A 24,196-nucleotide genomic window follows, 5' to 3' on the forward strand; every position below is an offset into this window, starting at 1 on the left:
AAAAAAGAGACAGAAAAATTTTACTTTTTGCAGTTGAAAAAAATATTTTTTAGTCAATTTTTGATAAAAAAACAACACTTCAACGAGTTTTTAGGTTAGTTATAGATAAAAAAAACATATTACAAAAACTCTAATATAACTTTGATTTTGTTAAAATATTAAATATATCACAAAACAGAGAAGTAATTAGCAAGAATAAAAAAATGACACTTCAAATATCTCAAAAGCGTCAAAATTGTAAGTTATTTTTTTGGTTAGAAATGTACGATGTGATTAAAAACCTATTTGTCCCATTTAAAAAAATAAATAGAACCGTTTTTACATCTTCTTGAGAATTTTATTAAACATTAATCTAAAACCTATTAAAAAAAACACGCTCTTTTTTTACAAGCCGACTAAAATTTTATTGAATAAACAAAGCCTTGACAAATTAACAATCAGTTAAAAAGCTGATTATTAATTAAAAAATCTCAAAATATGATTACTAAAGTTTAAAAATTAGAGATTATGAAAAACATTACTTTAATGAATATGAATATTAAATACGTTTATGTTGCGTTGCTTTTAATATTTATTACAAGTGGCTATTCTCAAAACACATATGATGGCAATTACTGCCCCGGACCAGGTTCAGTAGGTGATGAATATGCGACTGGAACGGTTTATAGCACAGTATTGTTAGCTAACCCTTCTTCAACATGTAATATTGGAACGATTCGTGCTAAAGTTGATACCCAAAATCAAGTTCTAAGATTAGGTATGGACATAGGTAATGGTGGTTCGGCACTTTTTAGATTGTACTTAGATACCGATAATAATCCATCAACAGGATTAACCTCAGATTCATTTGGAGGAACTATTAGTGTAGCTGGTGCTGAGTATATCTTAGAAATTAATTCTAACGGAAATGGTTTTACGTTATATACAGGAAATGGCAGTGTTAAAACTCAAACTAATGTTATCCCAGCAGGTCTTGCTCGCTCAGGCAGGTAAGGCCAATTGTAATTCCGGAGCTACATTTTTAGAATTTAATGTTCCTTTTGGAAGCTTGGGAATTAACATTTGTGATCCCAATAATCCTGGTGTAATTAACGTTACAAAATTAGCTTCTGTTAGTGGTAACTCACCTAATTCAAGCCTATGTACTAATACTCCACTTACTTTTGGAATTCCACTAAAAGGAACAGTTGGACCAAACTCAACTATATGTTCAGGGGCTAGTGTTGCTTTAACAATAGCAGGTCTCAATGCTAATTCTAATGTAATTAAATGGCAATCATCTGTTGCACCATTTTCAGTGTGGGTAGATATTGCTAATACTATAGGTTTAACCGGCTACATTACAGGTAATTTAACCGAAACCACAAAATTTAGAGCAATATTTTCTAATTCAGGTTTATGTTCTGGAAGCAATATTGCGACAAGTGAAGCAACCGTAACGGTAAATGCTCCAACTGCTTGTTCTATTACTGGTAGTGCTGGTCCTGTATGTTTATCTTCTTCTAACGTTTATGCGGCTCCAGCCAATATGACAACCTATTCCTGGTCTTTGCCTCCTGCGACTGCAAATGGCGCTACAATTACATCAGCTACAAACTCACAAAACGTAACTGTTCAAGCTGGTTCTACCTGTAATACAACGTTTAAATTATTATTAACTACTACTTTAAACGGATGTAGTTCTACTTGTGAAAAAATAGTAACTGTTAACGATACCACAGCTCCAACTTGGACAACTACAGCAGGTTCATTAAATGTTACTTTGCAATGCGACGATACAGCAGGATTGGCGGCGGCACAAAATCAGGCTCCTGTTGCTACAGACAATTGCGGCGGAACTGTAACTTATACAAAAGTGAGCGGAACTTTCGTCGCTGGAACTTGTGCCAATTCTGGAACTTACACCAACACTTGGACCGCTAAAGATGCCTGCAATAATACTTCAACAGTTTTCACTCAGGTGATCACTATCCAAGACACGACTGCGCCAACTTGGACAACACAGGCTGGTTCTCTGAATGCGACTTTGGAATGCGGCGATACAGCAGGATTGACAGCGAGCACAAAATCAGGCTCCTGTTGCCACAGACAATTGCGGTGGAACTGTAACCTATACAAAAGTGAGCGGAACTTTCGTCGCTGGAACTTGTGCCAATTCTGGAACTTACACCAACACTTGGACCGCTAATGACGTCTGCAATAATACTTCAACAGTTTTTACTCAAGTGATCACTATCCAAGATACTAGTGCTCCAGCTTGGACAACTACAGCAGGTTCATTAAATGTTACCTTGGAATGTAGCGATACAGCAGGATTGACAGCGAGCACAAAATCAGGCTCCTGTTGCTACAGACAATTGCGGCGGAACTGTAACTTATACAAAAGTGAGCGGAACTTTCGCCGCTGGAACTTGTGCCAATTCTGGAACTTACACCAACACTTGGACCGCTAAAGATGTCTGCAATAATACTTCAGCAGTTTTCACTCAGGTAATCACAATTCAGGATACAACAGCACCGACTTGGACAACTGCTTCAACAGCTTTAAATGTGACTTTGGAATGCGGCGATGCTTCAGGTCTTGCTACTGCTCAGGCTCAGTTCCCAACAGCTTCTGACTTATGCGATGCCGATGTTTCAAACATCACCAAAACAAGCGGACAGTTCGTGGCTTCTCAAGGTTGCGGAAACGCTGGAACTTACACCAATACTTGGACAGTTAAAGATGACTGTGGCAATACTTCTGATACTTTCACTCAGGTAATTACAATCCAAGATACAACAGCACCGACTTGGACAACTACAGCAGGTTCATTAAATGTGACTTTGGAATGCGGCGATACGGCAGGTCTTGCCACTGCTCAGGCTCAGTTCCCAACAGCTTCTGACTTATGCGATGCTGATGTTTCAAATATTGTAAAAGTAAGCGGACAGTTCGTGGCTTCTCAAGGTTGCGGAAATTCTGGAACTTACACCAATACTTGGACCGTAAAAGATGACTGCGGAAATACTTCTGATACTTTCACTCAGGTGATCACCATTCAGGATACAACAGCACCGACTTGGACAACTGCTTCAACCGCTTTAAATGTGACTTTGGAATGCGGCGATACGGCAGGTCTTGCTACTGCTCAGGCTCAGTTCCCAACAGCTTCTGACTTATGCGATGCTGATGTTTCAAACATCACCAAAACAAGCGGTCAGTTCGTTGCTTCTCAAGGTTGCGGAAACGCTGGAACATATACCAATACTTGGACAGTTAAAGATGACTGTGGCAATACTTCTGATACTTTCACTCAGGTAATTACAATCCAAGATACAACAGCACCGACTTGGACAACTACAGCAGGTTCATTAAATGTGACTTTGGAATGCGGCGATACGGCAGGTCTTGCCACTGCTCAGGCTCAGTTCCCAACAGCTTCTGACTTATGCGATGCTGATGTTTCAAATATTGTAAAAGTAAGCGGACAGTTCGTGGCTTCTCAAGGTTGCGGAAATTCTGGAACTTACACCAATACTTGGACGGTAAAAGATGACTGCGGCAATACTTCTGATACTTTCACTCAGGTAATTACAATCCAAGATACAACAGCACCGACTTGGACAACTGCTCCAACAGCTTTGAATGTGACTTTGGAATGCGGCGATGCTTCAGGTCTTGCTACTGCTCAGGCTCAGTTCCCAACAGCTTCTGACTTATGCGATGCCGATGTTTCAAACATCACCAAAACAAGCGGACAGTTCGTGGCTTCTCAAGGTTGCGGAAACGCTGGAACTTACACCAATACTTGGACAGTTAAAGATGACTGTGGCAATACTTCTGATACTTTCACTCAGGTAATTACAATCCAAGATACAACAGCACCGACTTGGACAACTACAGCAGGTTCATTAAATGTGACTTTGGAATGCGGCGATACGGCAGGTCTTGCCACTGCTCAGGCTCAGTTCCCAACAGCTTCTGACTTATGCGATGCTGATGTTTCAAATATTGTAAAAGTAAGCGGACAGTTCGTGGCTTCTCAAGGTTGCGGAAATTCTGGAACTTACACCAATACTTGGACCGTAAAAGATGACTGCGGAAATACTTCTGATACTTTCACTCAGGTGATCACCATTCAGGATACAACAGCACCGACTTGGACAACTACAGTAGGTTCATTAAATGTGACTTTGGAATGCGGCGATGTATCTGGACTTGCAAATGCTCAGGCAATGTTCCCAACTGCATCTGACTTATGCGATGCTGATGTTTCAAACATCACCAAAACAAGCGGTCAGTTCGTTGCTTCTCAAGGTTGCGGAAACGCTGGAACATATACCAATACTTGGACAGTTAAAGATGACTGTGGCAATACTTCTGATACTTTCACTCAGGTAATTACAATCCAAGATACAACAGCACCGACTTGGACAACTACAGCAGGTTCATTAAATGTGACTTTGGAATGCGGCGATACGGCAGGTCTTGCCACTGCTCAGGCTCAGTTCCCAACAGCTTCTGACTTATGCGATGCTGATGTTTCAAATATTGTAAAAGTAAGCGGACAGTTCGTGGCTTCTCAAGGTTGCGGAAATTCTGGAACTTACACCAATACTTGGACGGTAAAAGATGATTGTGGCAATACTTCTGACACTTTCACTCAGGTAATCACCATTCAGGATACAACAGCACCGACTTGGACAACTGCTCCAACAGCTTTGAATGTGACTTTGGAATGCGGCGATGCTTCAGGTCTTGCCACTGCTCAGGCTCAGTTCCCAACAGCTTCTGACTTATGCGATGCTGATGTTGCAAACATCACCAAAACAAGCGGACAGTTCGTGGCTTCTCAAGGTTGCGGAAATTCTGGAACTTACACCAATACTTGGACGGTAAAAGATGATTGTGGCAATACTTCTGACACTTTCACTCAGGTAATCACCATTCAGGATACAACAGCACCGACTTGGACAACTGCTCCAACAGCTTTGAATGTGACTTTGGAATGCGGCGATGCTTCAGGTCTTGCCACTGCTCAGGCTCAGTTCCCAACAGCTTCTGACTTATGCGATGCTGATGTTTCAAACATCACCAAAACAAGCGGACAGTTCGTGGCTTCTCAAGGTTGCGGAAACGCTGGAACTTACACCAATACTTGGACCGTAAAAGATGACTGCGGAAATACTTCTGATACTTTCACTCAGGTGATCACAATTCAGGATACAACTGCTCCTACTTGGAATACCCAGGCTGGTTCTTTAGATGTTACTTTGGAATGCGGCGATGTATCTGGACTTGCAAATGCTCAGGCTCAGTTCCCAACTGCATCTGACTTATGCGATGCTGATGTTTCAAACATCACCAAAATAAGCGGACAGTTCGTGGCTTCTCAAGGATGCGGAAACGCTGGAACATATACCAATACTTGGACAGTTAAAGATGACTGTGGCAATACTTCTGACACTTTCACTCAGGTAATTACAATCCAAGATACAACAGCACCAACTTGGACAACTGCTCCAACAGCTTTAAATGTAACTTTGGAATGCGGCGATGTATCTGGACTTGCAAACGCTCAGGCTCAGTTCCCAACAGCTTCTGACTTATGTGATGCTGATGTTGCCAACATAACTAAAGTAAGCGGTCAGTTTGTGGCTTCTGAAGGATGTTCAAACACAGGAACTTATACCAATACTTGGACGGTAAAAGATGACTGTGGCAATACTTCTGAAACTTTCACTCAGGTAATTACAATCCAAGATACAACTGCTCCAACATGGACAACTGCTCCAACAGCTTTGAATGTAACTTTGGAATGCGGCGATGTATCTGGACTTGCAAATGCTCAGGCTCAGTTCCCAACAGCTTCTGACTTATGCGATGCTGATGTTTCTAACATCACTAAAACAAGCGGACAGTTCGTGGCTTCTCAAGGATGCGGAAACGCTGGAACTTACACCAATACTTGGACGGTAAAAGATGATTGTGGCAATACTTCTGACACTTTCACTCAGGTAATCACCATTCAGGATACAACAGCACCGACTTGGACAACTACAGTAGGTTCATTAAATGTGACTTTGGAATGCGGCGATGTATCTGGACTTGCAAATGCTCAGGCAATGTTCCCAACTGCATCTGACTTATGCGATGCAGATGTTTCTAATATCACAAAAGTAAGTGGCCAGTTTGTAGCTTCTCAAGGATGCGGAAATTCTGGAACTTACACCAATACTTGGACCGTAAAAGATGACTGCGGCAATACTTCTGATACTTTCACTCAGGTAATCACCATTCAGGATACAACAGCACCGACTTGGACAACTGCTCCAACAGCTTTGAATGTGACTTTAGAGTGCGACGATGCTTCAGGTCTTGCCACTGCCCAAGCTCAGTTCCCAACTGCTTCTGACTTATGCGATGCTGATGTTGCAAACATCACCAAAACAAGCGGTCAGTTCGTGGCTTCTCAAGATTGCGGAAATTCTGGAACTTACACCAATACTTGGACAGTAAAAGATGACTGCGGCAATACTTCTGATACTTTCACTCAGGTAATTACAATCCAAGATACAACAGCACCGACTTGGACAACTGCTCCAACAGCTTTAAATGTAACTTTGGAATGCGACGATGTATCTGGACTTGCAAACGCTCAGGCTCAGTTCCCAACAGCTTCTGACTTATGTGATGCTGATGTTTCAAACATCACCAAAACAAGCGGACAGTTTGTGGCTTCTGAAGGATGTTCAAACACAGGAACTTATACCAATACTTGGACGGTAAAAGATGACTGCGGCAATACTTCTGACACTTTCACTCAGGTAATTACAATCCAAGATACAACAGCTCCGACTTGGACAACAGTCGCAGATGCTCTTAACGTGACCTTACAATGTAGCGATACAGAAGGATTAAATGTCGCACAAGCACAAGCTCCGGTTGCAACTGATAACTGCAATGGAAACATAACTTATGTGAAAACAAGCGGAGAATTGCAAAGAGGAAGCTGTGGAAGTACTGGAACTTATACCAATACTTGGGTTGCAAAAGATCTTTGCAACAACACCTCAACTACATTCACTCAAGTGATTACAATCCAAGATACTGCTTCTCCAAAATGGATTACAGTAGCTGGAACATTGAATGTAACTTTACAATGTAGCGATACAGCAGGATTAGCCACAGCTCAGGCTCAGGCTCCTCAAGCTACTGCAAATTGCACAATTGTAACTTATACCAAAACAAGCGGTCAATTCGTAGCTTCTGAAGGTTGTGCGAATGCTGGAACATATACTAACAGCTGGGTTGCAAAAGATGATTGTGGAAACGTTACCGACAGTTTCTATCAGGTAATCACAATCGAAGATACAACTGCACCGACTTGGACAACAGCCGCAGAAGCTTTGAATGTGACTTTGGAATGCGGCGATGCCTCTGGGCTTGCTAACGCTCAAGCTCAATTCCCAACAGCTTCCGACTTATGTGATGCTGATGTTTCAAACATCGTTAAAGTAAGTGGCCAGTTTGTAGCTTCCGAAGGATGCGGAAATTCTGGAACATATACCAATACATGGACTGTAAAAGACGATTGTGGAAATACTTCTGAAACTTTCACGCAAGTAATCACAATTGAAGATAAAACTGCTCCAACTTGGAATACTGTTGCCGGCACTCTAAATGTAACTTTAGAATGCGACGACACAGAAGGACTTGCGTATTGCTCAAGCTCAATTCCCAACAGCTTCCGACTTATGTGATGCCGATGTTTCAAACATCACAAAAGTAAGTGGTCAATTTGTAGCTTCCGAAGGATGCGGAAATTCTGGAACTTACACCAATACTTGGACCGTAAAAGATGACTGCGGCAATACTTCTGATACTTTCACTCAGGTAATCACAATTGAAGATAAAACTGCTCCAACTTGGAATACTGTTGCCGGCACTCTAAATGTAACTTTAGAATGCGGCGACACAGAAGGACTTGCAGTTGCTCAAGCTCAATTCCCAACAGCTTCCGACTTATGTGATGCCGATGTTTCAAACATCACAAAAGTAAGTGGTCAATTTGTAGCTACTGAAGGATGCGGAAATTCTGGAACATATACCAACACTTGGACAGTTAAGGACGATTGTGGCAATACATCGGATGTTTTCACTCAAATAATTACAATAGAAGACACAACAGCTCCAACTTGGACAACACAAACTGCTTCTTTAAACAAAACAATCGAATGCGGCGATACAGAAGCTTTGGCATCGGCGCAAGCCTTGTTCCCTACTGCTACTGACGCATGCGATAGTGACGTTACTAATATTGTAAAAGTAAGTGGCCAGTTTATAGCTTCTGAAGGTTGTTCAAATGCTGGAACTTATACTAATACTTGGACTATAAAAGATGATTGCGGTAATACTTCTGAAACTTTCACTCAAGTGATTACAATTCAAGATACTACTAAGCCAGTATTTAATGGCGAACTTCCATCTGATATAACAGTTTCTTGCGATGCGGTTCCAGAGCCAGCAAATATTCAGGCTACTGATAATTGTGGCGGTGGAGATTTACCAATTGTATTATCTGAAGTTAAAAGCGATATCAAAAATGAATGTGGAACTGAATATACTTTAACTCGTAAATGGACAACAAGTGATTGTTCTGGAAATACAGAATCATTCACACAAATCATTACCGTTAGAGATACTACTCCTCCAACAGGAACTGCTCCAGCAGATGTGGCAGGTTTACAAAGCACTACTGAAATTCCAGTTGGAAATCCTAGCGATATTATTGATGAAGCTGATAATTGTGAAGGAAATGTAACCGTTACTGTAAGCGATTCTAACAATGGAGCAAGTGGTTGCGACGGAAATGCTTATGTATTGACTAGAACCTATACTTTGACAGATTGCGCTGGAAATAAAACAGAATTAGTTCAGACATTTACTGTTGACAACAAAGTATCTGTTTCTGGAGTTCCAACAAACGTAAGCTGTCTTGACGGAACTGACGGTTCGATTGCTGTAACTAGCAGTCCAGGCGCTACTGTTGTGATTACAAATGCTAATAATGAAGTTGTTGGAAATACTAATTTGCCAGCTGGAACTTATACACTTACTGCAACTGCACCTGTAAATGGTGAAGGTCAAGTTTGTACAGCAACGGCTACTGTTACTATTACACAGCCAAATTATAAAGTTAAAATATCTGGTCAGATTATCAACGTAGATACTAACACTCCTATTGCGAATGTGCCGATTACATTGATTCCTCAAGGAACAACTACTGGTCCAATTTTAATTCGCATTACCAATGCTAATGGAGAGTATTCATTCGCTGGCATGGTTGCAGGAAGTTACTTAGTTCAAGTTCAAGATGCTAATTTAAATAGTGCATATCAATTATATCCTGTAGATTCAAGTTTGTTCTTTACAACTCTTGAAGAATGCAAATTCCAAGTACATGACTTCTTATATGGAAAATCAAAACTTCCAGTTTTAGGAGATTATGTTTGGTATGACACCAATAGCAACGGAATTCAGGATGAGTGGTATGATGCCAACAATGATGGCATTGTAACTAAAAATATCCCAGACAGCGATGGCGCTATTGATTATAGCTTATGGGAATGGCTTGATTTAAACGGTGATGGAAGCTATACCGGTCCACAAAATGCTGGCGAATTAAATGCCGGTGGATTTGGAAATGCCAAAAGTGCCAATGTTATTGTGGATGGTCCAAATGGATATCATGATGAAGTAATTATTGGAATTCAAGGTTTCTGGAGAAACAGACCAGAAAGCGAAAATCCTTATGGAGAGTACAAAGTTAAACTTGTTAGAGATGCGAACTTAGATGCAGTTGCGGTACGCTTTAGGAGCAACTGGATTAGTGAAAGTTCTTCCATCAGCAAGTACAGCTAAAAAAGCAACATCTAAAACTGGCAAAATACAAATGCATACCGTATGCACGACTACAAGTGCAGATGGATACATTGTTAATGTAACACCAGAAGATTTAGTTCATTTAGATATTGACTTTGGAGTTAATTGCAAAGAGTTCCAAGACCTTGTTGCCAATGATGATAACGGCGGACCTTTCCCTGGAGTTAATACTACTACACCAAATGTATTGAATGTATTAACAAATGACACTCTTGAAGGACAACCAATAACAGCTTCAGATGTAGTGATTACAACAGTAACGCCAAACGAATTCTTGCAATTGAATCCTGACGGCTCTGTAGATATTCTGCCAAATGCTCCAGCTGGAACATTAACAATGGTGTATCAAATTTGTGAAGCCGATCAAACTTCAAATTGCGACACAGCAACTGTGACTATTACAATTGAAGCTCCAGTTATGACGGTTACTGCAACATCAATTTGTGTGAACGATGTTCCTTATCTTGACTATTCTGCAACGCCGGTAAACTTTACTCCTATAAACGGCGTAACAATTACATGGGCTGACAGCAATAATAATGTAGTCACTACAATGACCAACCTACCGCTTAGCGGAAGAGTATTGTGGCCAGGAGCTGTGGTAGATCAGAATGGAAATGGTATTGACTGGCCAGGATGGGTTTTCCAAGATAATAAATGGATTCAGGCTCCAGACGGATTTGAAAATCTTCGTCCAACAGCTACCGTTACAATCTCTGTTAATCCAAGCGAAACAATCGTTGTAAGTTATCCGCCAGCTGATCCTTATTGTACCTCAAGACCAACATTTGCAATTGTTGCCAATGATGATACAGCAGGACCAATAAACGGAGTAACCGGTGGAACAAATGTAATCAACGTTTATACTAACGATACCTTAAACGGCTCACCAGTAAATCCAAGCGATGTTACTTTGACAACAGTAACGCCAGACCCTAAAGGAGTTCTGACATTAAATCCTGACGGATCAATTACTGTTGCACCAAATACGCCAGCGGGAACTTACACATTGACTTATCAAATTTGTGAAAACGCTGACTTTGGAAACTGTGATACAGCAATAGTAACAGTAACTGTTGGTAAAACACCAATAGTGGCAAACGACGACAGCTTTACAAACATTGGTTGTAACCGATTTGGAATCGTTGGAAATGTATTAAGCAATGACGTATTGAATCAGGCTCCAGTGGCACTGCAATTAGTAAACTTTAGTGTATTACCTCAAACTAATGAGGTAAAAACTGATCCAAATATTACGGTAGATGCTTCTGGTAATCTAAATGTAACAAGCTTAACAGCGCCTGGAACTTACACATTGACTTATCAAATTTGTGAAAAATTAAATCCAGACAATTGTGATACCGGTACAATTACCATAACAGTTATTCCAAATGGTGTAACAACACTAAGCAGTTCAGCTTGTAATGATGATTCAACTTTAATCGACTTGCTTTCTCTTCTTCCAACAGATACGCCAAGAAATGGAACGTGGGTTGACACGAACAACACTAATGCATTGCGAGACGGTGTCTTAAATGCACTTGGGTTAGCTATTGGAAACTACGCATTTGAGTACAGAATTGCTGATCAAAACTGCCCTCGTAGTGTAGTACTTAATATGGAAATCAATGATGACTGTAAAGTATTACCATGTCAAAACATAGTGGTACACAATGCTTTCTCTCCAAACGGAGACGGTATAAATGATGTGTTTGTAATTGATGGTATTGGCGACTTGACCTGTTACCCAGGAAACACAGTCGAGATCTATAATCGTTGGGGAATATTAGTCTTTGAAACTACTGACTATAACAATACAACGAATGCGTTTGATGGAACCTCACGAGGAAGAACTACTGTTAACAAATCTGAAGGATTACCAACAGGAACGTACTTCTACATTGTGACTTACAAATCTTTAGACGGTAATAATGCGATTCAATATAACAAAAAAGACGGATACCTCTATCTTTCAAAATAAACCCAGACTGCTACAGGCTGATATAAAATCTATATCAGCCTGATACAGCAACTAATATTAAAAATCCGGGAATTGAAGGAATAATATCGTGGATTTTTTTAGAGGATTTCATTAATAATTCAATAGTAAAATTGAAATAATAAACATCTACTATGAGAACAAAATTATTTTACTTCGTCATTCTGTTTGTAACTATTGCAAGTCACGCGCGACAAGATGCTCAATATACGCAATACATGTACAACACAATAAACATAAATCCTGCTTATGCAGGTTCTCGTGGAGCCTTAAGCATTTTTGGACTATATCGTACACAATGGGTTGGTCTTGATGGTGCACCAGAAACAAGTACTTTCTCTGTAAATACTCCTATTAACAATAGTAATTTGGGAATTGGAGGCTCACTTGTTAATGATAAAATTGGTCCAACAAATGAAAACAACATTTCTGTTGATGTTTCATATACAGTCCAAACATCGGCTAATTTCAAACTGTCATTTGGGATTAAAGGAACTGCCAATATATTCAATTTAGATGTCAACAAACTGAATCCAGAAATTTCTGGAGATCCACAATTTCAGGATCTGAACAATAAATTTTCTCCAAATGTGGGAGCGGGAGTTTATTGGCATTCTGACAAAGCTTACATTGGTTTTTCAATTCCAAACTTTATTGAAACGAATCGCTACGATGACAATGATATTGCCATTTTCAAAGACAAAATCAATTATTATTTAATGGCCGGTTATGTATTTGATTTAGACAAATACCAATACATCAAATTCAAACCAGCTGTACTTACTAAAATGGTTGAAGGTGCACCACTTCAAGTAGATCTTTCAGCGAACTTTATGTTCTTTGATAAGTTTGTTGCCGGTGTCGGTTACAGATGGAGTGCTTCATTAAGCGCTATGGTTGGGTTCCAAATCACCGACGGTCTTTATTTAGGTTACGGTTACGATCACGAAACCACAAACCTTAATAATTATAATTCAGGATCTCATGAGATATTCCTTCGTTATGAATTCTTTACTAAAAATGGTAAAATCACAACTCCTCGTTTCTTCTAAAAATAAGTACTATGAAAAATTATATTTTCCTTTGCCTAACATTTGTAAGCGTTTTTTCATTGGACAGTTATTCACAGCAGTCAAAAGTAAACTCTGGTGATAAAAAATACAATAATTACGCTTATGTTGACGCAATAAAAACGTATGAGAAAGTAGCGACTAAAGGATATAAATCTGAAGAAATGTTCAAGAAACTTGGAAATTCTTATTATTTCAATTCAGATTTTGAAGGCGCCGCTAAATGGTATGGTGAGTTGTTTGCTATGAATTCGAACATAGAACCTGAATACTACTACAGATATGCTCAGTCATTAAAATCAATAGGAGAAACTACAAAAGCAAATAAAATTCTAGACGAATTTGATGCTAAAAACAAAAATGACAACAGAGCAAGACTGTATAAAGCAGATGTAAACTATCTGGATCAAATCAAAGCCAACTCAGGCCGATATAATATCGAAAATGCGGGAATAAATAGCAAATATTCTGATTATGGTTCATTTGTTTATAACAACAAATTATACTTTGCATCTGCTAGAGATACCGGAAATTTTTCGCAAAGAAAACACAAATGGACAGGCGAATATTTTACCAATATTTATGATGCCGATGTTGATCCTTCGACCTATACTGCTTCTAAAGTAAATAAATTCAAAAATGCTTTAAACAGTAAATTCAACGAAGCAACTCCCGTTTTTTCAAAAGATGGGAAAACTGCATACTTCACAAGAAACAATTTTGTAGATGGAAAAAAAGGAAAAGATGCTAACAAAATTACTTTAGTAAAATTATACAAAGCCACTCTTGACAGTAAAGGACAATGGACAAACATAGCGCCACTTTCTTTTACAAGCGACAATTACAGCACTGCACATCCCGCACTAAGTCCAGACGGAAAAACACTTTATTTTGCTTCTGATATGCCAGGTACAATTGGACAATCGGATATTTTTAAAGTAAGTATCAACGGCGATGGAAGTTTTGGCAATCCGGAAAATTTAGGAAAAACGATAAATACCGAAGGAAAAGAAACTTTCCCATTTGTAACGGATGACGACGAAATCTATTTCGCTTCAGACGGGCATCCAGGACTTGGCGGATTAGACGTTTTTGTAGGTGATATCGATAGCGACGGAACTATCAGCAATATCCAGAATGTAGGCGCCGATGTGAATTCACCTAAAGATGATTTCGCTTATTTTATAGATTCTAAAAGCAGGCTTGGCTACTTCAGTTCCAATAAAGATGGCGGACTTGGCTCTGATGATATCTATAAATTTTTAGAAACTCGAAGACTGAAATGCATTCAAGAATTAAGTGGTCTTATAACTGATATTGCGACAAATGAAATTTTGCCTGGAGCAAAAGTTACTTTATACGAAAATCAAGTTATCAAAAACACGACAACGGCCGATGCTACAGGATTATATAAATTTCCTGTTGATTGTAAAAAAACCTATAATGTTCGTGCCGAAAACCAAGATTATGAAACTAGAGAAGTTAGCGTAACAATTGATAAAGTAAGTGGAAAAACCGACTTGCCAATTGCTCTGACCAAACGTATGTGCCGTGTAACGGTTGGTGATGATTTAGGAAAATGTTTTGGCATCAAAATGATTTATTTCGATTTGGACAAATCAAACATCAGACCTGAAGCGGCATTAGATTTAGAAAAAATATTGGCTGTATTAAACGATTATCCAGCCATGAAACTTGACATTCGTTCGCACACAGACAGCCGTGCATCACATAAATACAATGAAGGTTTGTCTGACAGAAGAGCAAAATCTACTATTCAATGGTTGATCAAAAACGGCATCAAAGCCGATCGCTTAACCGGAAAAGGATATGGAGAAACACAGCTTGTAAACAAATGTTCTGATGATGTTCCTTGTACCGAAGAAGAACATCAAATGAACAGACGAAGCGAATTTATTATTACGGCACTTTAGTTATTAGTTAAGATTATCATAATTTGGAAAAAAGAAGCTGTCTATTTCAGACAGCTTTTTTTATGCAAAAAAATCGTCACAGATTAAAAACCTGCAACGATCACTAAAAACCAACCAGTCTTAAGTTTATCCTTATATTCTAACAAAAATGTTAGTATAATATTTTTTACCTGTTTTAGCATCTGTCGTAATTGCTATACCAAAATGAGTAAAATTACCTTCAATATTTTCTTTATGCCCTGGACTTTCCAACCAAGCATTTAAGGCCGCTTGAGAAGTCTTATAATTATAGGCAACATTCTCACCTACTTTTTTTGCACCAAGAACTTTTTCAAGATTTTCAGAACGCGCTACAAAATCATTGTGATCAACAACATTTTTTTCAATCATATAATTGTTGTGTTCTTCGCATTTTGCAGAAATATGATTGATTGGTTCTAAAGCATTTAGACCAACACTAATACGGTAATCGTTAATCAATTTCATGGTTTCTAATTCTGAATCATTGTACGTGTAGTTCGTAATCAGAATTTCAGTTGATGCACTGTTTTCAGTTCCCTCTGCAGTATCAGCAGAACATGCGTTCACTGCAATTAGTATTGCAATGAACGTCATGATGCGCATTATCTTCTTCATAATCATACAGTAGTTTAATGCCTAAAGGTAAATGTTGGGGCAAATCCTTTAAATTTTTATAATTTGAATAAATTGTTTCACTTTTCTTACGCCAAACGTATTCAAATTGTCGGTAAACTACAAAAATAATCGATGAAATGCATTAAAATTTTAATTTAACACATAATTTTCTTACAATTAAGACGATAATCGCTCAATCTTCCAAGAAAAATCAGATTGACTCGTATAACGAATTCTATCATGAAGTCGGTTAGGTCGTCCTTGCCAAAATTCTACCTGTAAAGGAGTTACTAAATAACCTCCCCAATTTTCAGGTCTCGGAATTTCTTTTCCTTCAAATTCTGCTTCCAATTTTTTTAAGTTTTCTTCCAAGAAAGCTCTCGACGGAATAACCTCACTTTGATTCGAAACTATTGCACCAAGCTTGCTTCCATCCGGACGGGAACTAAAATAGCCATCTGAAATATTTTCAGAAGTTTTTTGGGCAATTCCTTTAATAATCACTTGACGTTCCATTTCCTGCCAAAAGAAAGACAAACAAACATTTGGATTATTTGCAATCGCTTTCCCTTTTTCCGAATCATAATTAGTATAAAATATAAAACCTTCTTCAGAGAATTTCTTCAATAAAACCACACGTGATTTTGGAAAACCATCCAATCCGATTGTTGAGACTGTCATCGCATTAACTTCCCCGCTTCCGCCAAAATCTTCCACTTCATGAAACCAGCGGTTAAAAAGATTGATTGGATCTTCCGGAATATTGGTTTCCAGTAATTCGCTTTTCTCGTAAGATCTTCTATAATTGCTTAAATCATTCATGATTTATTATTTTAGATTGTTGATTTTAGATTTTAGATTTTTTGTTTCAAGTTTGTCAGGCTGAGCGAAGTCGAAGCCCTCGTTTACAAAGCACGTCTTGAATACAAAAGCCCTTAGACTTCCCTCAGGGTGACATCAATATAGTCACGCTTCAAAACTTAGAACCTCAGTATCTTAGTATCTTAGATTAAAACTCAAAACTCAGGCCGTCATCCGCTAAAAGCACATTCGGAAAAACTTCTTCGGCTTCTTGTTTAAAGCGCTCCAATCCATCATATCGTGTCGAATAATGCCCCAAAATTAATTGTTTTGCATTTGCTTTTAAGGCAATTCGTCTTGCTTCTTTTGCTGTGGAATGCAATGTTTTTTGTGCCAATGAAGCCTCCGATTCTAAAAAAGTCGATTCATGATACAAAACATCGACATTTTCAATAATTGGGATTACAGCTTCATGATAAACAGTATCCGAACAAAAAGCATAACTTTTTGTTGGAGCCGGGTCAAAAGTCAGTTTTTCATTTTCAATTACAGTTCCGTTATCTAATGTAATATCACCTCCATTTTTTATCTTTTGATAATAAGCAACGTGAATATCATATTTCTGAACAGCTTCAACATTCAGTTTTCTTTCATCTGGTTTTTCCTGAAAAAGATAACCATTGGTGTAAACACGATGTTTCAACGGAATTGTCTTCACTATAACTTTTTTATCCTCAAAAACAACTTCGCTTTCTTTTGATTCTAATTCGTGGAAAAACAAATCATAAGTTGTCCAAGATTCGGTCAATTTTAATTGAAGAAGAATTAATTCTTTAATCCCTTTTGGTCCATAAATATGTAAATCGGTTGTTCTTCCTAAAAGCGAAAAAGTCGAAATTGTTCCGATCAATCCATAAAGATGATCGCCATGAAGATGCGAAATAAAAATGTGATTAATCTTTGAGAATTTAATCTTATTCTTTCGAAGCTGAACCTGAGTTCCTTCTCCGCAGTCAATCAAAAACAATCTGTTTTTAATTTCTAAAACTTGCGCAGTTGGATTGGTAATCGTTCTGGGAGTTGCGGCATAACAGCCAAGTATCGTTAATTTCATTTTAGATTGTTGATTTTAGATTTTAGATTTATTTAGACTCCAACATTCAAAATCTAAAATCTGAACTCTAAAATCTACAATTAAAACCCTAGGTCTCTCTCGATTTCCTCCATTTCGATAATATCGTGTGCTTCCAAAAGTGACGGAACCACAACTAACTTATCTGAAATTGCATTAAAATCAAGATCTGTAGCCACAATTACAAAAGATTTTTTAGCCTTTTTCTGTTGTTTTGAAAGCGGCAAAAAAAGCTTCAAATCATTTTCTGTCAAAGCGAGCATCAGATGAAAGATCAATTATAATATTATGTTTTTCAAAAGTCTTAATTTGTTGCGTCACTTTTTCCAAGAAAGAATTTACATCTCCTTGAGTATCTTTAATGGTAACGGTATGTCCTTTTTGATCTACTTTCATTTTATAATTAGTGGGGGCTTATATTTTATTATGCTAATGTACTAAGTTTTTTTTAGTTTTCAGTCACAGTCACAGTTTTCAGTTACTTGCTATGACTGTAAACCATCGGTTTAAAGAATTTTCAGTCTCAGTTTATCTTATAACTGTGTACTGTGACTGTGACTGAAAACCAATTTATTGCTGAATTTTAGAAGCCAATAAATAAATAACCGCCATTCTAATCGCTACTCCATTCTCCACCTGATTTAAAATCACCGAATGATCAGAATCAGCCACTTCAGAAGTAATCTCTACTCCTCTGTTGATTGGTCCTGGGTGCATGATTACGATTTCTTTTCCTAGCGAATCCAAAAGCGGTTTGTCTACTCCGTATTGCTGAGCGTACTCTCGTGTCGATGGGAAGAAATTCACATCCATACGTTCGTTTTGTACACGTAGCATATTTGCAACGTCGCACCATTCCAAGGCTTTACGCAAATTCGGTTCAACTGTAACACCAAGCGATTCAATGTATCTTGGAATCAATGTTTTTGGTCCGCAAACTTTTACTTCTGCGCCTTGCATCTGCAAAGCATATATGTTTGATAAGGCAACTCTTGAGTGCAGAATATCACCTACAATTACTACTTTTTTCCGGCAACATCGCCCAATTTTTCTCTGATAGAATAACTATCTAATAAAGCCTGAGTTGGGTGTTCGTGCGCGCCGTCTCCAGCGTTTACAATACTAGCTTTGACATTTTTAGATAAAAAATAAGCCGCTCCGGGATTAGAGTGGCGCATTACAACCATATCCACTTTCATCGAAAGGATATTGTTTACAGTATCAATCAAGGTTTCTCCTTTTTTAACCGATGATTGAGCCGCAGAAAAACTGATTACATCAGCAGATAAACGTTTCTGCGCTAATTCAAAAGAGAGTTTGGTTCTGGTACTGTTTTCGAAGAAAATATTGGCAATAGTAATATCTCGTAATGAAGGAACTTTTTTAATTGGTCTATTAATGACTTCTTTAAAATGATCTGCCGTTTCAAAAATCAGGTTAATATCATTCTCGTTGATATATTTGATTCCTAATAAATGATCTACGCTTAATTCTTTCATTGTGTGTGTTTATATGTTTAATCGTTGAATTGTTTAATCGTTTTTTTCAAATTGCTTAATCGGTGTTATTACCGATTAAACAATTAACCGGTTAACCGATTAAACTTAATTCGTTACTAGGTGAACAACATCTTCACCATCATTTTCTTTCCAGCTTACAATTACTTTTTCGCCATTAATAGCATCTACCTGACGGCCTCTATAATCGGGTTGAATTGGTAAATGACGGCTGAAACGTCTGTCAATTAAAACCAACAATTCAATTTCTGAAGGTCTTCCAAAAGATTGAATGGCTGTTAAGGCAGAACGAATGCTTCGTCCTGTAAACAAAACGTCATCTATAAAAATGACTTTTTTGTCTTCGACTATAAAATTGATTTGGGTTTTATTGGCTTCAAGCGGTTTATCAGTACGACGAAAATCATCTCTAAAAAAGTGATGTCCAGATATCCTAAAGAAATTTCAGGAACCTTATATTCGTTTTCTAATAATTGTTTTAAACGTTCAGCTAAAAAAACGCCTCTTGGCTGAATCCCGACCAAAATAGTAGTAGAGAAATCAAGATGTTTTTCGATTAACTGACAAGCCAAACGATGGAGTATGATAGTAACTTCTTTCGAATTAAGTAATACTTTTTGACTCATAAGTGATTGTAATGTTTGGTTGCGCAAATATACGGAATCTGATTTTATTTGTTGGGGTGTTGGGGTTGGAAATATTTATATTCTTAAAATAAACGAAGAAGTTATATTTTGAATAAACTTTATTTTTTGTAGGTAATTTTACTTAAAAAAAACATATTTTAGCAAAACCAAAAATATATCCAATGAAAATATATGATAAAGATTTCGATTCAGTAATTGATGGCGTAGTAGCTAATGGGTCAATAACTTATAAGGATGTAATTGAAAAATTAGTTCCATTAATCAGTAAAACTGAATTTCAACGAAAACTACAAGATAAAAAGTTTTACGAAAAACTAGAAAGAGACATAGAGAAAGGATGTATAATGCCTCCAATTACTATTGCATATGTAAACAATCAAATTACCCAAGAATCTAGTACAGAAGATGTAGTTAATTTCTTTAATGCAAATTACGACACTTCGTTTGTTCTCGATGGAATACAACGACTAAATACTCTAAAAAGAGTTGTAGATTCAAAAACAATTGATTTAACTAAAAATCTATATTTAAATATTATTTTTTGTGACAATATTGATAAATTACTTTATCGAATGATTACTCTAAATAATGGTCAAAAGCCAATGACACCAAGACATCAAGTTGAAGTAATGATGGCAAATGTCTTTAATTTTGAACAATTAGGAATAAATATACAAACAGAGAAAGAGAGAGCTGATAAAATTAAGATGAACTCTTTTAATAAATCAGACTTAGTACAGGCATATTTGGCATATATGGCAAATAGTCCAATGGTAGATAATCAAAAAATTATCCAAGATAAAATGGACGAGCTAATTGTAAGTAAAATAATATCTACTGAACCTGTTTCTAATGAAACGACTTTTGAAAATGTTATAAATGCTTTAGCAAAATTTCAAAAAAGCAATATTGCTTTAAAATGGCTTAAGCAAGCTAATAATTTAGTTGGATTTGCTGTTGGAATGAAATATTCTTCCAAAGTAATCTTAGAGTTATCTGTGGATGAATTTGAAGAATCGATCATATTGTTTGACCAAGCTTTTACCGATTTTAACCCATCTAAAATTAAAATGGGAAAACTACGTAGAGAACTGTCATATGATTTTTTTAAAAATTATTCTAAACTCAAAAATTATGGCCGCTTAGAATTACTTGAATACTTTAGTGATTTAACAAATGATTAGTCGTTATAAATATCATGATGTAATTTTCCGGGAAAATAGTCTAAACCAAAATTTAAGAATAGAAAATGGTAATTCAATTTTAAAAATTTTCAGATTAATTTCTGGGACTATAAACTGTGAAGATGAATATAAAAATAAAGTTTACAAATTCAGAAACAATTTTACAACTTTCCCTTATGAAACAAATAACAAATTAAGTGCAAAAACTGTTTTAAACAATTTCCCAACTGAGTTAAAAATTAAAGACTTAGACAAATATTTCAAAACAGCTAGAAACAATAAAAAGTTCTATGACTCGATTGAAATTGAACTTCTAAAATGTTTAATTGCCAATCATGATCAACGCTATCTTGAATCTTTTTTTATTTATATAGAATTATAGAAGGTATTTCATACTCCATACCTTTAATGTATGTTTCAAAAAATAAAGATTATAATAAAACTTATGGTGAACTTCAAGCATTTTTCGGTAAAGACAAAGATGGAGAATTAGCTTTTTTTAAACGATTTATTTCTACAACCTTTCAAGAAGAAGATTTCTATAAATCTAATTTATTAATTGACCTTCACCTTATTGACATTGAAGAAATTCGCCCCGTTTATTACAAAATCTATCTTGAAAAATTAAAAAATAGAACTGTTGGACAACCTACAGAAAATGAAAGTATGTCTGTACAGTTTATAACTTTTTATGACTTTATAATTGAATTACGTAATAGATTCTTTCATAATGCAAAAGGGTCGTGGCAATCAAATTTAGAATCAACAAATTTACTTTTTCCAGATTTGTTTTTTAAACCATTGATAAATCATGGTATAAATTGGATTTCAATAATATTGTTTGAAATAATTAAAAACGATTTTGCAAAAAACGAGTAGAAAATAAAAAAACTAAGAATCCAAATCCTAAAACATTTCCAAAAATTCTATAACATATTTCCCTGATTCCTGAAGTAATTTTAAATATCAACTTTAAACATCAGAAGTCATGCAAAATAAAATACTAAGATTGTTAATGGTATTCGTAATACTGTTTTCATTTACAAGCTGTGAAGTTATTGGAGACATTTTTAAAGCCGGAATGGGATTCGGGATATTTATCGTAATTTTTATTATTGCGATCATTATCTGGATTTTCGCTAAAATGTTCGGAAGTAAATAGTTATCAATGAACAATAAAAAAATCCCAAATTCCAATTTTTATAGCGGGATTGTTTTTTTGCCACAAATTACACAAATTAGCACAAATTTAATTCGTGGAAATTCGTGTAATTAGTGGCTATATTTTTTTAACACATAGAAACATAGTTTTTGGAATCGCAGAAAGGCGTTTCACTTTTTTTCAAAAAACATAGCTATATGAAAGAAATATATTTCTTTTTTGGAGTTCTTATTCGTACTTAATTCGACACTAAAACTATGTTTCTATGTGTTTAAAATTACACCCCAATAAAAAATCCCAAACTCCAGTCTAATTTGGGATTTGGGATTTTAATATGTTGAAATTTAAAGATTAAAGATTGTACATCTTCTTTCTTTGTTCTTGAATTTTTTCATCATCGAGATATTCGTCAAATGTCATGTAACGATCGATAACTCCGTTTGGTGTCAATTCTACGATTCTGTTACCAACAGTCTGCGCGAACTCGTGGTCATGCGTTGTGAAAATTACAGAACCTTTAAAGTTTTTCAATGAGTTGTTGAAAGCGGTAATAGACTCCAAATCTAGGTGGTTTGTTGGCTCATCAAGCATTAAAACGTTAGCACGTTCCATCATCATTCTAGACAACATACAACGTACTTTTTCTCCTCCAGATAAAACTCTAGACGTTTTTAAAGCTTCTTCTCCAGAGAAAATCATTTTCCCTAAGAAACCTCTAATGAATACCTCATCACGTTCTTCTTCCGTTTTAGCATACTGGCGTAACCAGTCAACCAAAGTCAAATCGTTTTCGAAATATTTGTGGTTTTCAGCTGGTAAATACGCTTGGTTTGTTGTAATTCCCCAATCAAAAGTTCCAGAATCAGCTTTTTGTTCACCGTTTAAGATTTCGTAGAAAGCTGTTGTTGCACGTGAATCTTTAGAGAAAAGAACGATTTTATCGCCTTTTGCCATATTCAAATCAACATCTTTGAATAAAACCTCTCCGTCTACAGAAGCCGCTAAATTTTGAACGTTCAAAATCTGATCTCCGCTTCGCGATCTTGATCGAAAATAATTGCAGGATAACGACGGCTTGAAGGTTTGATTTCGGCAATATTTAATTTCGAAATCATTTTTTTACGAGAAGTTGCTTGTTTCGATTTCGCCACGTTTGCACTAAAACGACGAATAAATTCTTCCAACTCTTGTTTCTTCTCTTCTGCTTTTTTGTTTTGCTGTGCACGTTGTTTTGCCGCTAATTGGCTAGACTCGTACCAGAAAGTATAGTTTCCTGAGTAATGATTGATTTTTCCGAAATCAATATCAGAAATATGTGTACAAACCGCATCTAAAAAGTGACGGTCGTGAGATACAACGATTACAGTATTTTCGTAATTTGCCAAGAAGTTTTCTAACCAAGCGATTGTCTCGAAATCCAAATCGTTGGTAGGCTCATCCATAATCAATACATCAGGATTTCCAAAAAGCGCCTGTGCCAAAAGCACACGAACTTTCATTTTTCCTTCCATATCGCTCATTAAAGTATAATGATCTGCTTCTGAAATTCCTAAGTTAGACAACATTGATGCAAGCATCAGAATCGGCATTCCATCCATTCATTTCTTCAAACTGAACTTGAAGCTCCCCTATTCTATCAGCATTTGCATCATTATAATCTAAGTAAAGTTCATCCATTTCTTTTTTAACAGCATACAGAACTTTATTTCCCATTAAAACGGTTTCCAAAACAGTATGTTCGTCGAACATATTGTGGTTCTGGTTTAAAACCGACATACGTTTTCCTGGTTCTAAATGGATATGTCCAGAAGTTGGGTCCATATCGCCTGAAATGATTTTAAGAAATGTAGATTTCCCAGCACCATTGGCTCCAATAACTCCGTAAATGTTTCCGTGTGTAAACGTAGTATTTACTTCGTCGAATAAAACTCTTTTACCAAACTGAACTGATAAATTATTGACTGTTAACATGAATGTCTTTTTAATTAATTTGGTGCAAAAGTAGTGAAAAAGGTTCTAAGTTGCAAAGATGCTAAGTCGCTAAGGTTTTTTATGCGAACGAATATTTCTCGCAGAGGCGCAAAGGCGCAGAGAAGGAACTTTACATAGAAAATAAAACCATATAAGTGATATAAGTTCATTTAAAACTAAACTTATAATTTCTGCAATATGAAAAACCACTTATA

The 24,196-nt window shown here is 36.7% G+C and carries 14 protein-coding genes and 4 pseudogenes; 10 read left to right on the forward strand and 8 right to left on the reverse strand.

The features are described 5' to 3' along the window. Positions 1-507 precede the first annotated feature (507 nt). The 8 genes from ACQ9BO_RS20525 (at position 508) to ACQ9BO_RS20560 (ending at position 14,931) form a co-directional block, all read left to right on the forward strand. Complete coding sequence (locus ACQ9BO_RS20525; RefSeq protein WP_431242257.1) at positions 508-993, forward strand: hypothetical protein; 486 nt, start codon at positions 508-510, stop codon at positions 991-993. Then, the gene (locus tag ACQ9BO_RS20530; protein WP_431242258.1) at positions 974-2,188 is read left to right on the forward strand and encodes a hypothetical protein; all 1,215 of its coding nucleotides are present in this window, start codon (positions 974-976) and stop codon (positions 2,186-2,188) included. The genes ACQ9BO_RS20525 and ACQ9BO_RS20530 overlap by 20 nt, the downstream gene beginning before the upstream one ends. Then, complete coding sequence (locus tag ACQ9BO_RS20535; RefSeq protein WP_431242259.1) at positions 2,121-2,453, forward strand: hypothetical protein; 333 nt, start codon at positions 2,121-2,123, stop codon at positions 2,451-2,453. Before ACQ9BO_RS20530 ends, ACQ9BO_RS20535 begins: the two co-directional genes overlap by 68 nt. Beyond that, positions 2,386-7,746 carry an Ig-like domain-containing protein gene (locus ACQ9BO_RS20540; RefSeq protein WP_431242260.1) on the forward strand — a complete coding sequence of 1,787 codons (5,361 nt, stop codon included), beginning with the start codon at positions 2,386-2,388 and terminating at the stop codon, positions 7,744-7,746. Before ACQ9BO_RS20535 ends, ACQ9BO_RS20540 begins: the two co-directional genes overlap by 68 nt. After that, complete coding sequence (locus tag ACQ9BO_RS20545; RefSeq protein WP_431242261.1) at positions 7,700-9,907, forward strand: Ig-like domain-containing protein; 2,208 nt, start codon at positions 7,700-7,702, stop codon at positions 9,905-9,907. The genes ACQ9BO_RS20540 and ACQ9BO_RS20545 overlap by 47 nt, the downstream gene beginning before the upstream one ends. Then, positions 9,846-11,909 (forward strand): gliding motility-associated C-terminal domain-containing protein, encoded by a 2,064-nt coding sequence (locus tag ACQ9BO_RS20550; RefSeq protein ID WP_431242262.1) that lies wholly within the window; start codon positions 9,846-9,848, stop codon positions 11,907-11,909. Before ACQ9BO_RS20545 ends, ACQ9BO_RS20550 begins: the two co-directional genes overlap by 62 nt. 152 nt (positions 11,910-12,061) lie before the next feature. Beyond that, positions 12,062-12,979 carry a PorP/SprF family type IX secretion system membrane protein gene (locus ACQ9BO_RS20555; protein ID WP_431242263.1) on the forward strand — a complete coding sequence of 306 codons (918 nt, stop codon included), beginning with the start codon at positions 12,062-12,064 and terminating at the stop codon, positions 12,977-12,979. Between the two features lie 11 nt (positions 12,980-12,990). After that, positions 12,991-14,931, forward strand: a complete 1,941-nt coding sequence (locus ACQ9BO_RS20560; protein ID WP_431242264.1) for an OmpA family protein — start codon at positions 12,991-12,993, stop codon at positions 14,929-14,931. A 132-nt stretch (positions 14,932-15,063) separates the two neighbouring features. Here ACQ9BO_RS20560 and ACQ9BO_RS20565 read toward each other — a convergent pair whose 3' ends face one another. The 6 genes and pseudogenes from ACQ9BO_RS20565 to pyrR all read right to left on the reverse strand — a co-directional run bounded on the left by ACQ9BO_RS20565 (position 15,064) and on the right by pyrR (position 19,643). Next, positions 15,064-15,567 carry a CAP domain-containing protein gene (locus tag ACQ9BO_RS20565; RefSeq protein WP_431242265.1) on the reverse strand — a complete coding sequence of 168 codons (504 nt, stop codon included), beginning with the start codon at positions 15,565-15,567 and terminating at the stop codon, positions 15,064-15,066. A gap of 177 nt (positions 15,568-15,744) precedes the next feature. Beyond that, complete coding sequence (gene pdxH, locus ACQ9BO_RS20570; RefSeq protein WP_431242266.1) at positions 15,745-16,389, reverse strand: pyridoxamine 5'-phosphate oxidase; 645 nt, start codon at positions 16,387-16,389, stop codon at positions 15,745-15,747. A 187-nt stretch (positions 16,390-16,576) separates the two neighbouring features. Next, a complete protein-coding gene (locus tag ACQ9BO_RS20575; RefSeq protein WP_431242267.1) occupies positions 16,577-17,482 on the reverse strand; it encodes a ribonuclease Z in 906 nt (301 codons plus the stop codon). 80 nt (positions 17,483-17,562) lie between these two features. Next, a pseudogene (locus ACQ9BO_RS20580) lies at positions 17,563-17,896 on the reverse strand (ribonuclease Z). A 174-nt stretch (positions 17,897-18,070) separates the two neighbouring features. Beyond that, a pseudogene (locus ACQ9BO_RS20585) lies at positions 18,071-18,999 on the reverse strand (aspartate carbamoyltransferase catalytic subunit). Positions 19,000-19,104: 105 nt separating this feature from the next. Then, positions 19,105-19,643, reverse strand: a pseudogene (gene pyrR / locus ACQ9BO_RS20590) (bifunctional pyr operon transcriptional regulator/uracil phosphoribosyltransferase PyrR). A gap of 182 nt (positions 19,644-19,825) precedes the next feature. Between pyrR and ACQ9BO_RS20595 the strand changes: the two are divergent. After that, the gene (locus ACQ9BO_RS20595; RefSeq protein ID WP_431242268.1) at positions 19,826-20,848 is read left to right on the forward strand and encodes a hypothetical protein; all 1,023 of its coding nucleotides are present in this window, start codon (positions 19,826-19,828) and stop codon (positions 20,846-20,848) included. Positions 20,849-21,256: 408 nt separating this feature from the next. Further along, entirely contained in the window at positions 21,257-21,727 is a 471-nt protein-coding gene (locus ACQ9BO_RS20600) for a hypothetical protein (protein WP_431242269.1), read from the forward strand. A gap of 93 nt (positions 21,728-21,820) precedes the next feature. Here ACQ9BO_RS20600 and ACQ9BO_RS20605 read toward each other — a convergent pair whose 3' ends face one another. After that, positions 21,821-21,973, reverse strand: a complete 153-nt coding sequence (locus tag ACQ9BO_RS20605; protein WP_431242270.1) for a hypothetical protein — start codon at positions 21,971-21,973, stop codon at positions 21,821-21,823. 388 nt (positions 21,974-22,361) lie between these two features. After that, a pseudogene (locus ACQ9BO_RS20610) lies at positions 22,362-23,981 on the reverse strand (ABC-F family ATP-binding cassette domain-containing protein). Positions 23,982-24,196 lie beyond the last annotated feature (215 nt).

It is taken from the genome of Flavobacterium sp. P21 (genome assembly GCF_050632225.1).
In the GTDB taxonomy this organism is placed as follows: domain Bacteria; phylum Bacteroidota; class Bacteroidia; order Flavobacteriales; family Flavobacteriaceae; genus Flavobacterium.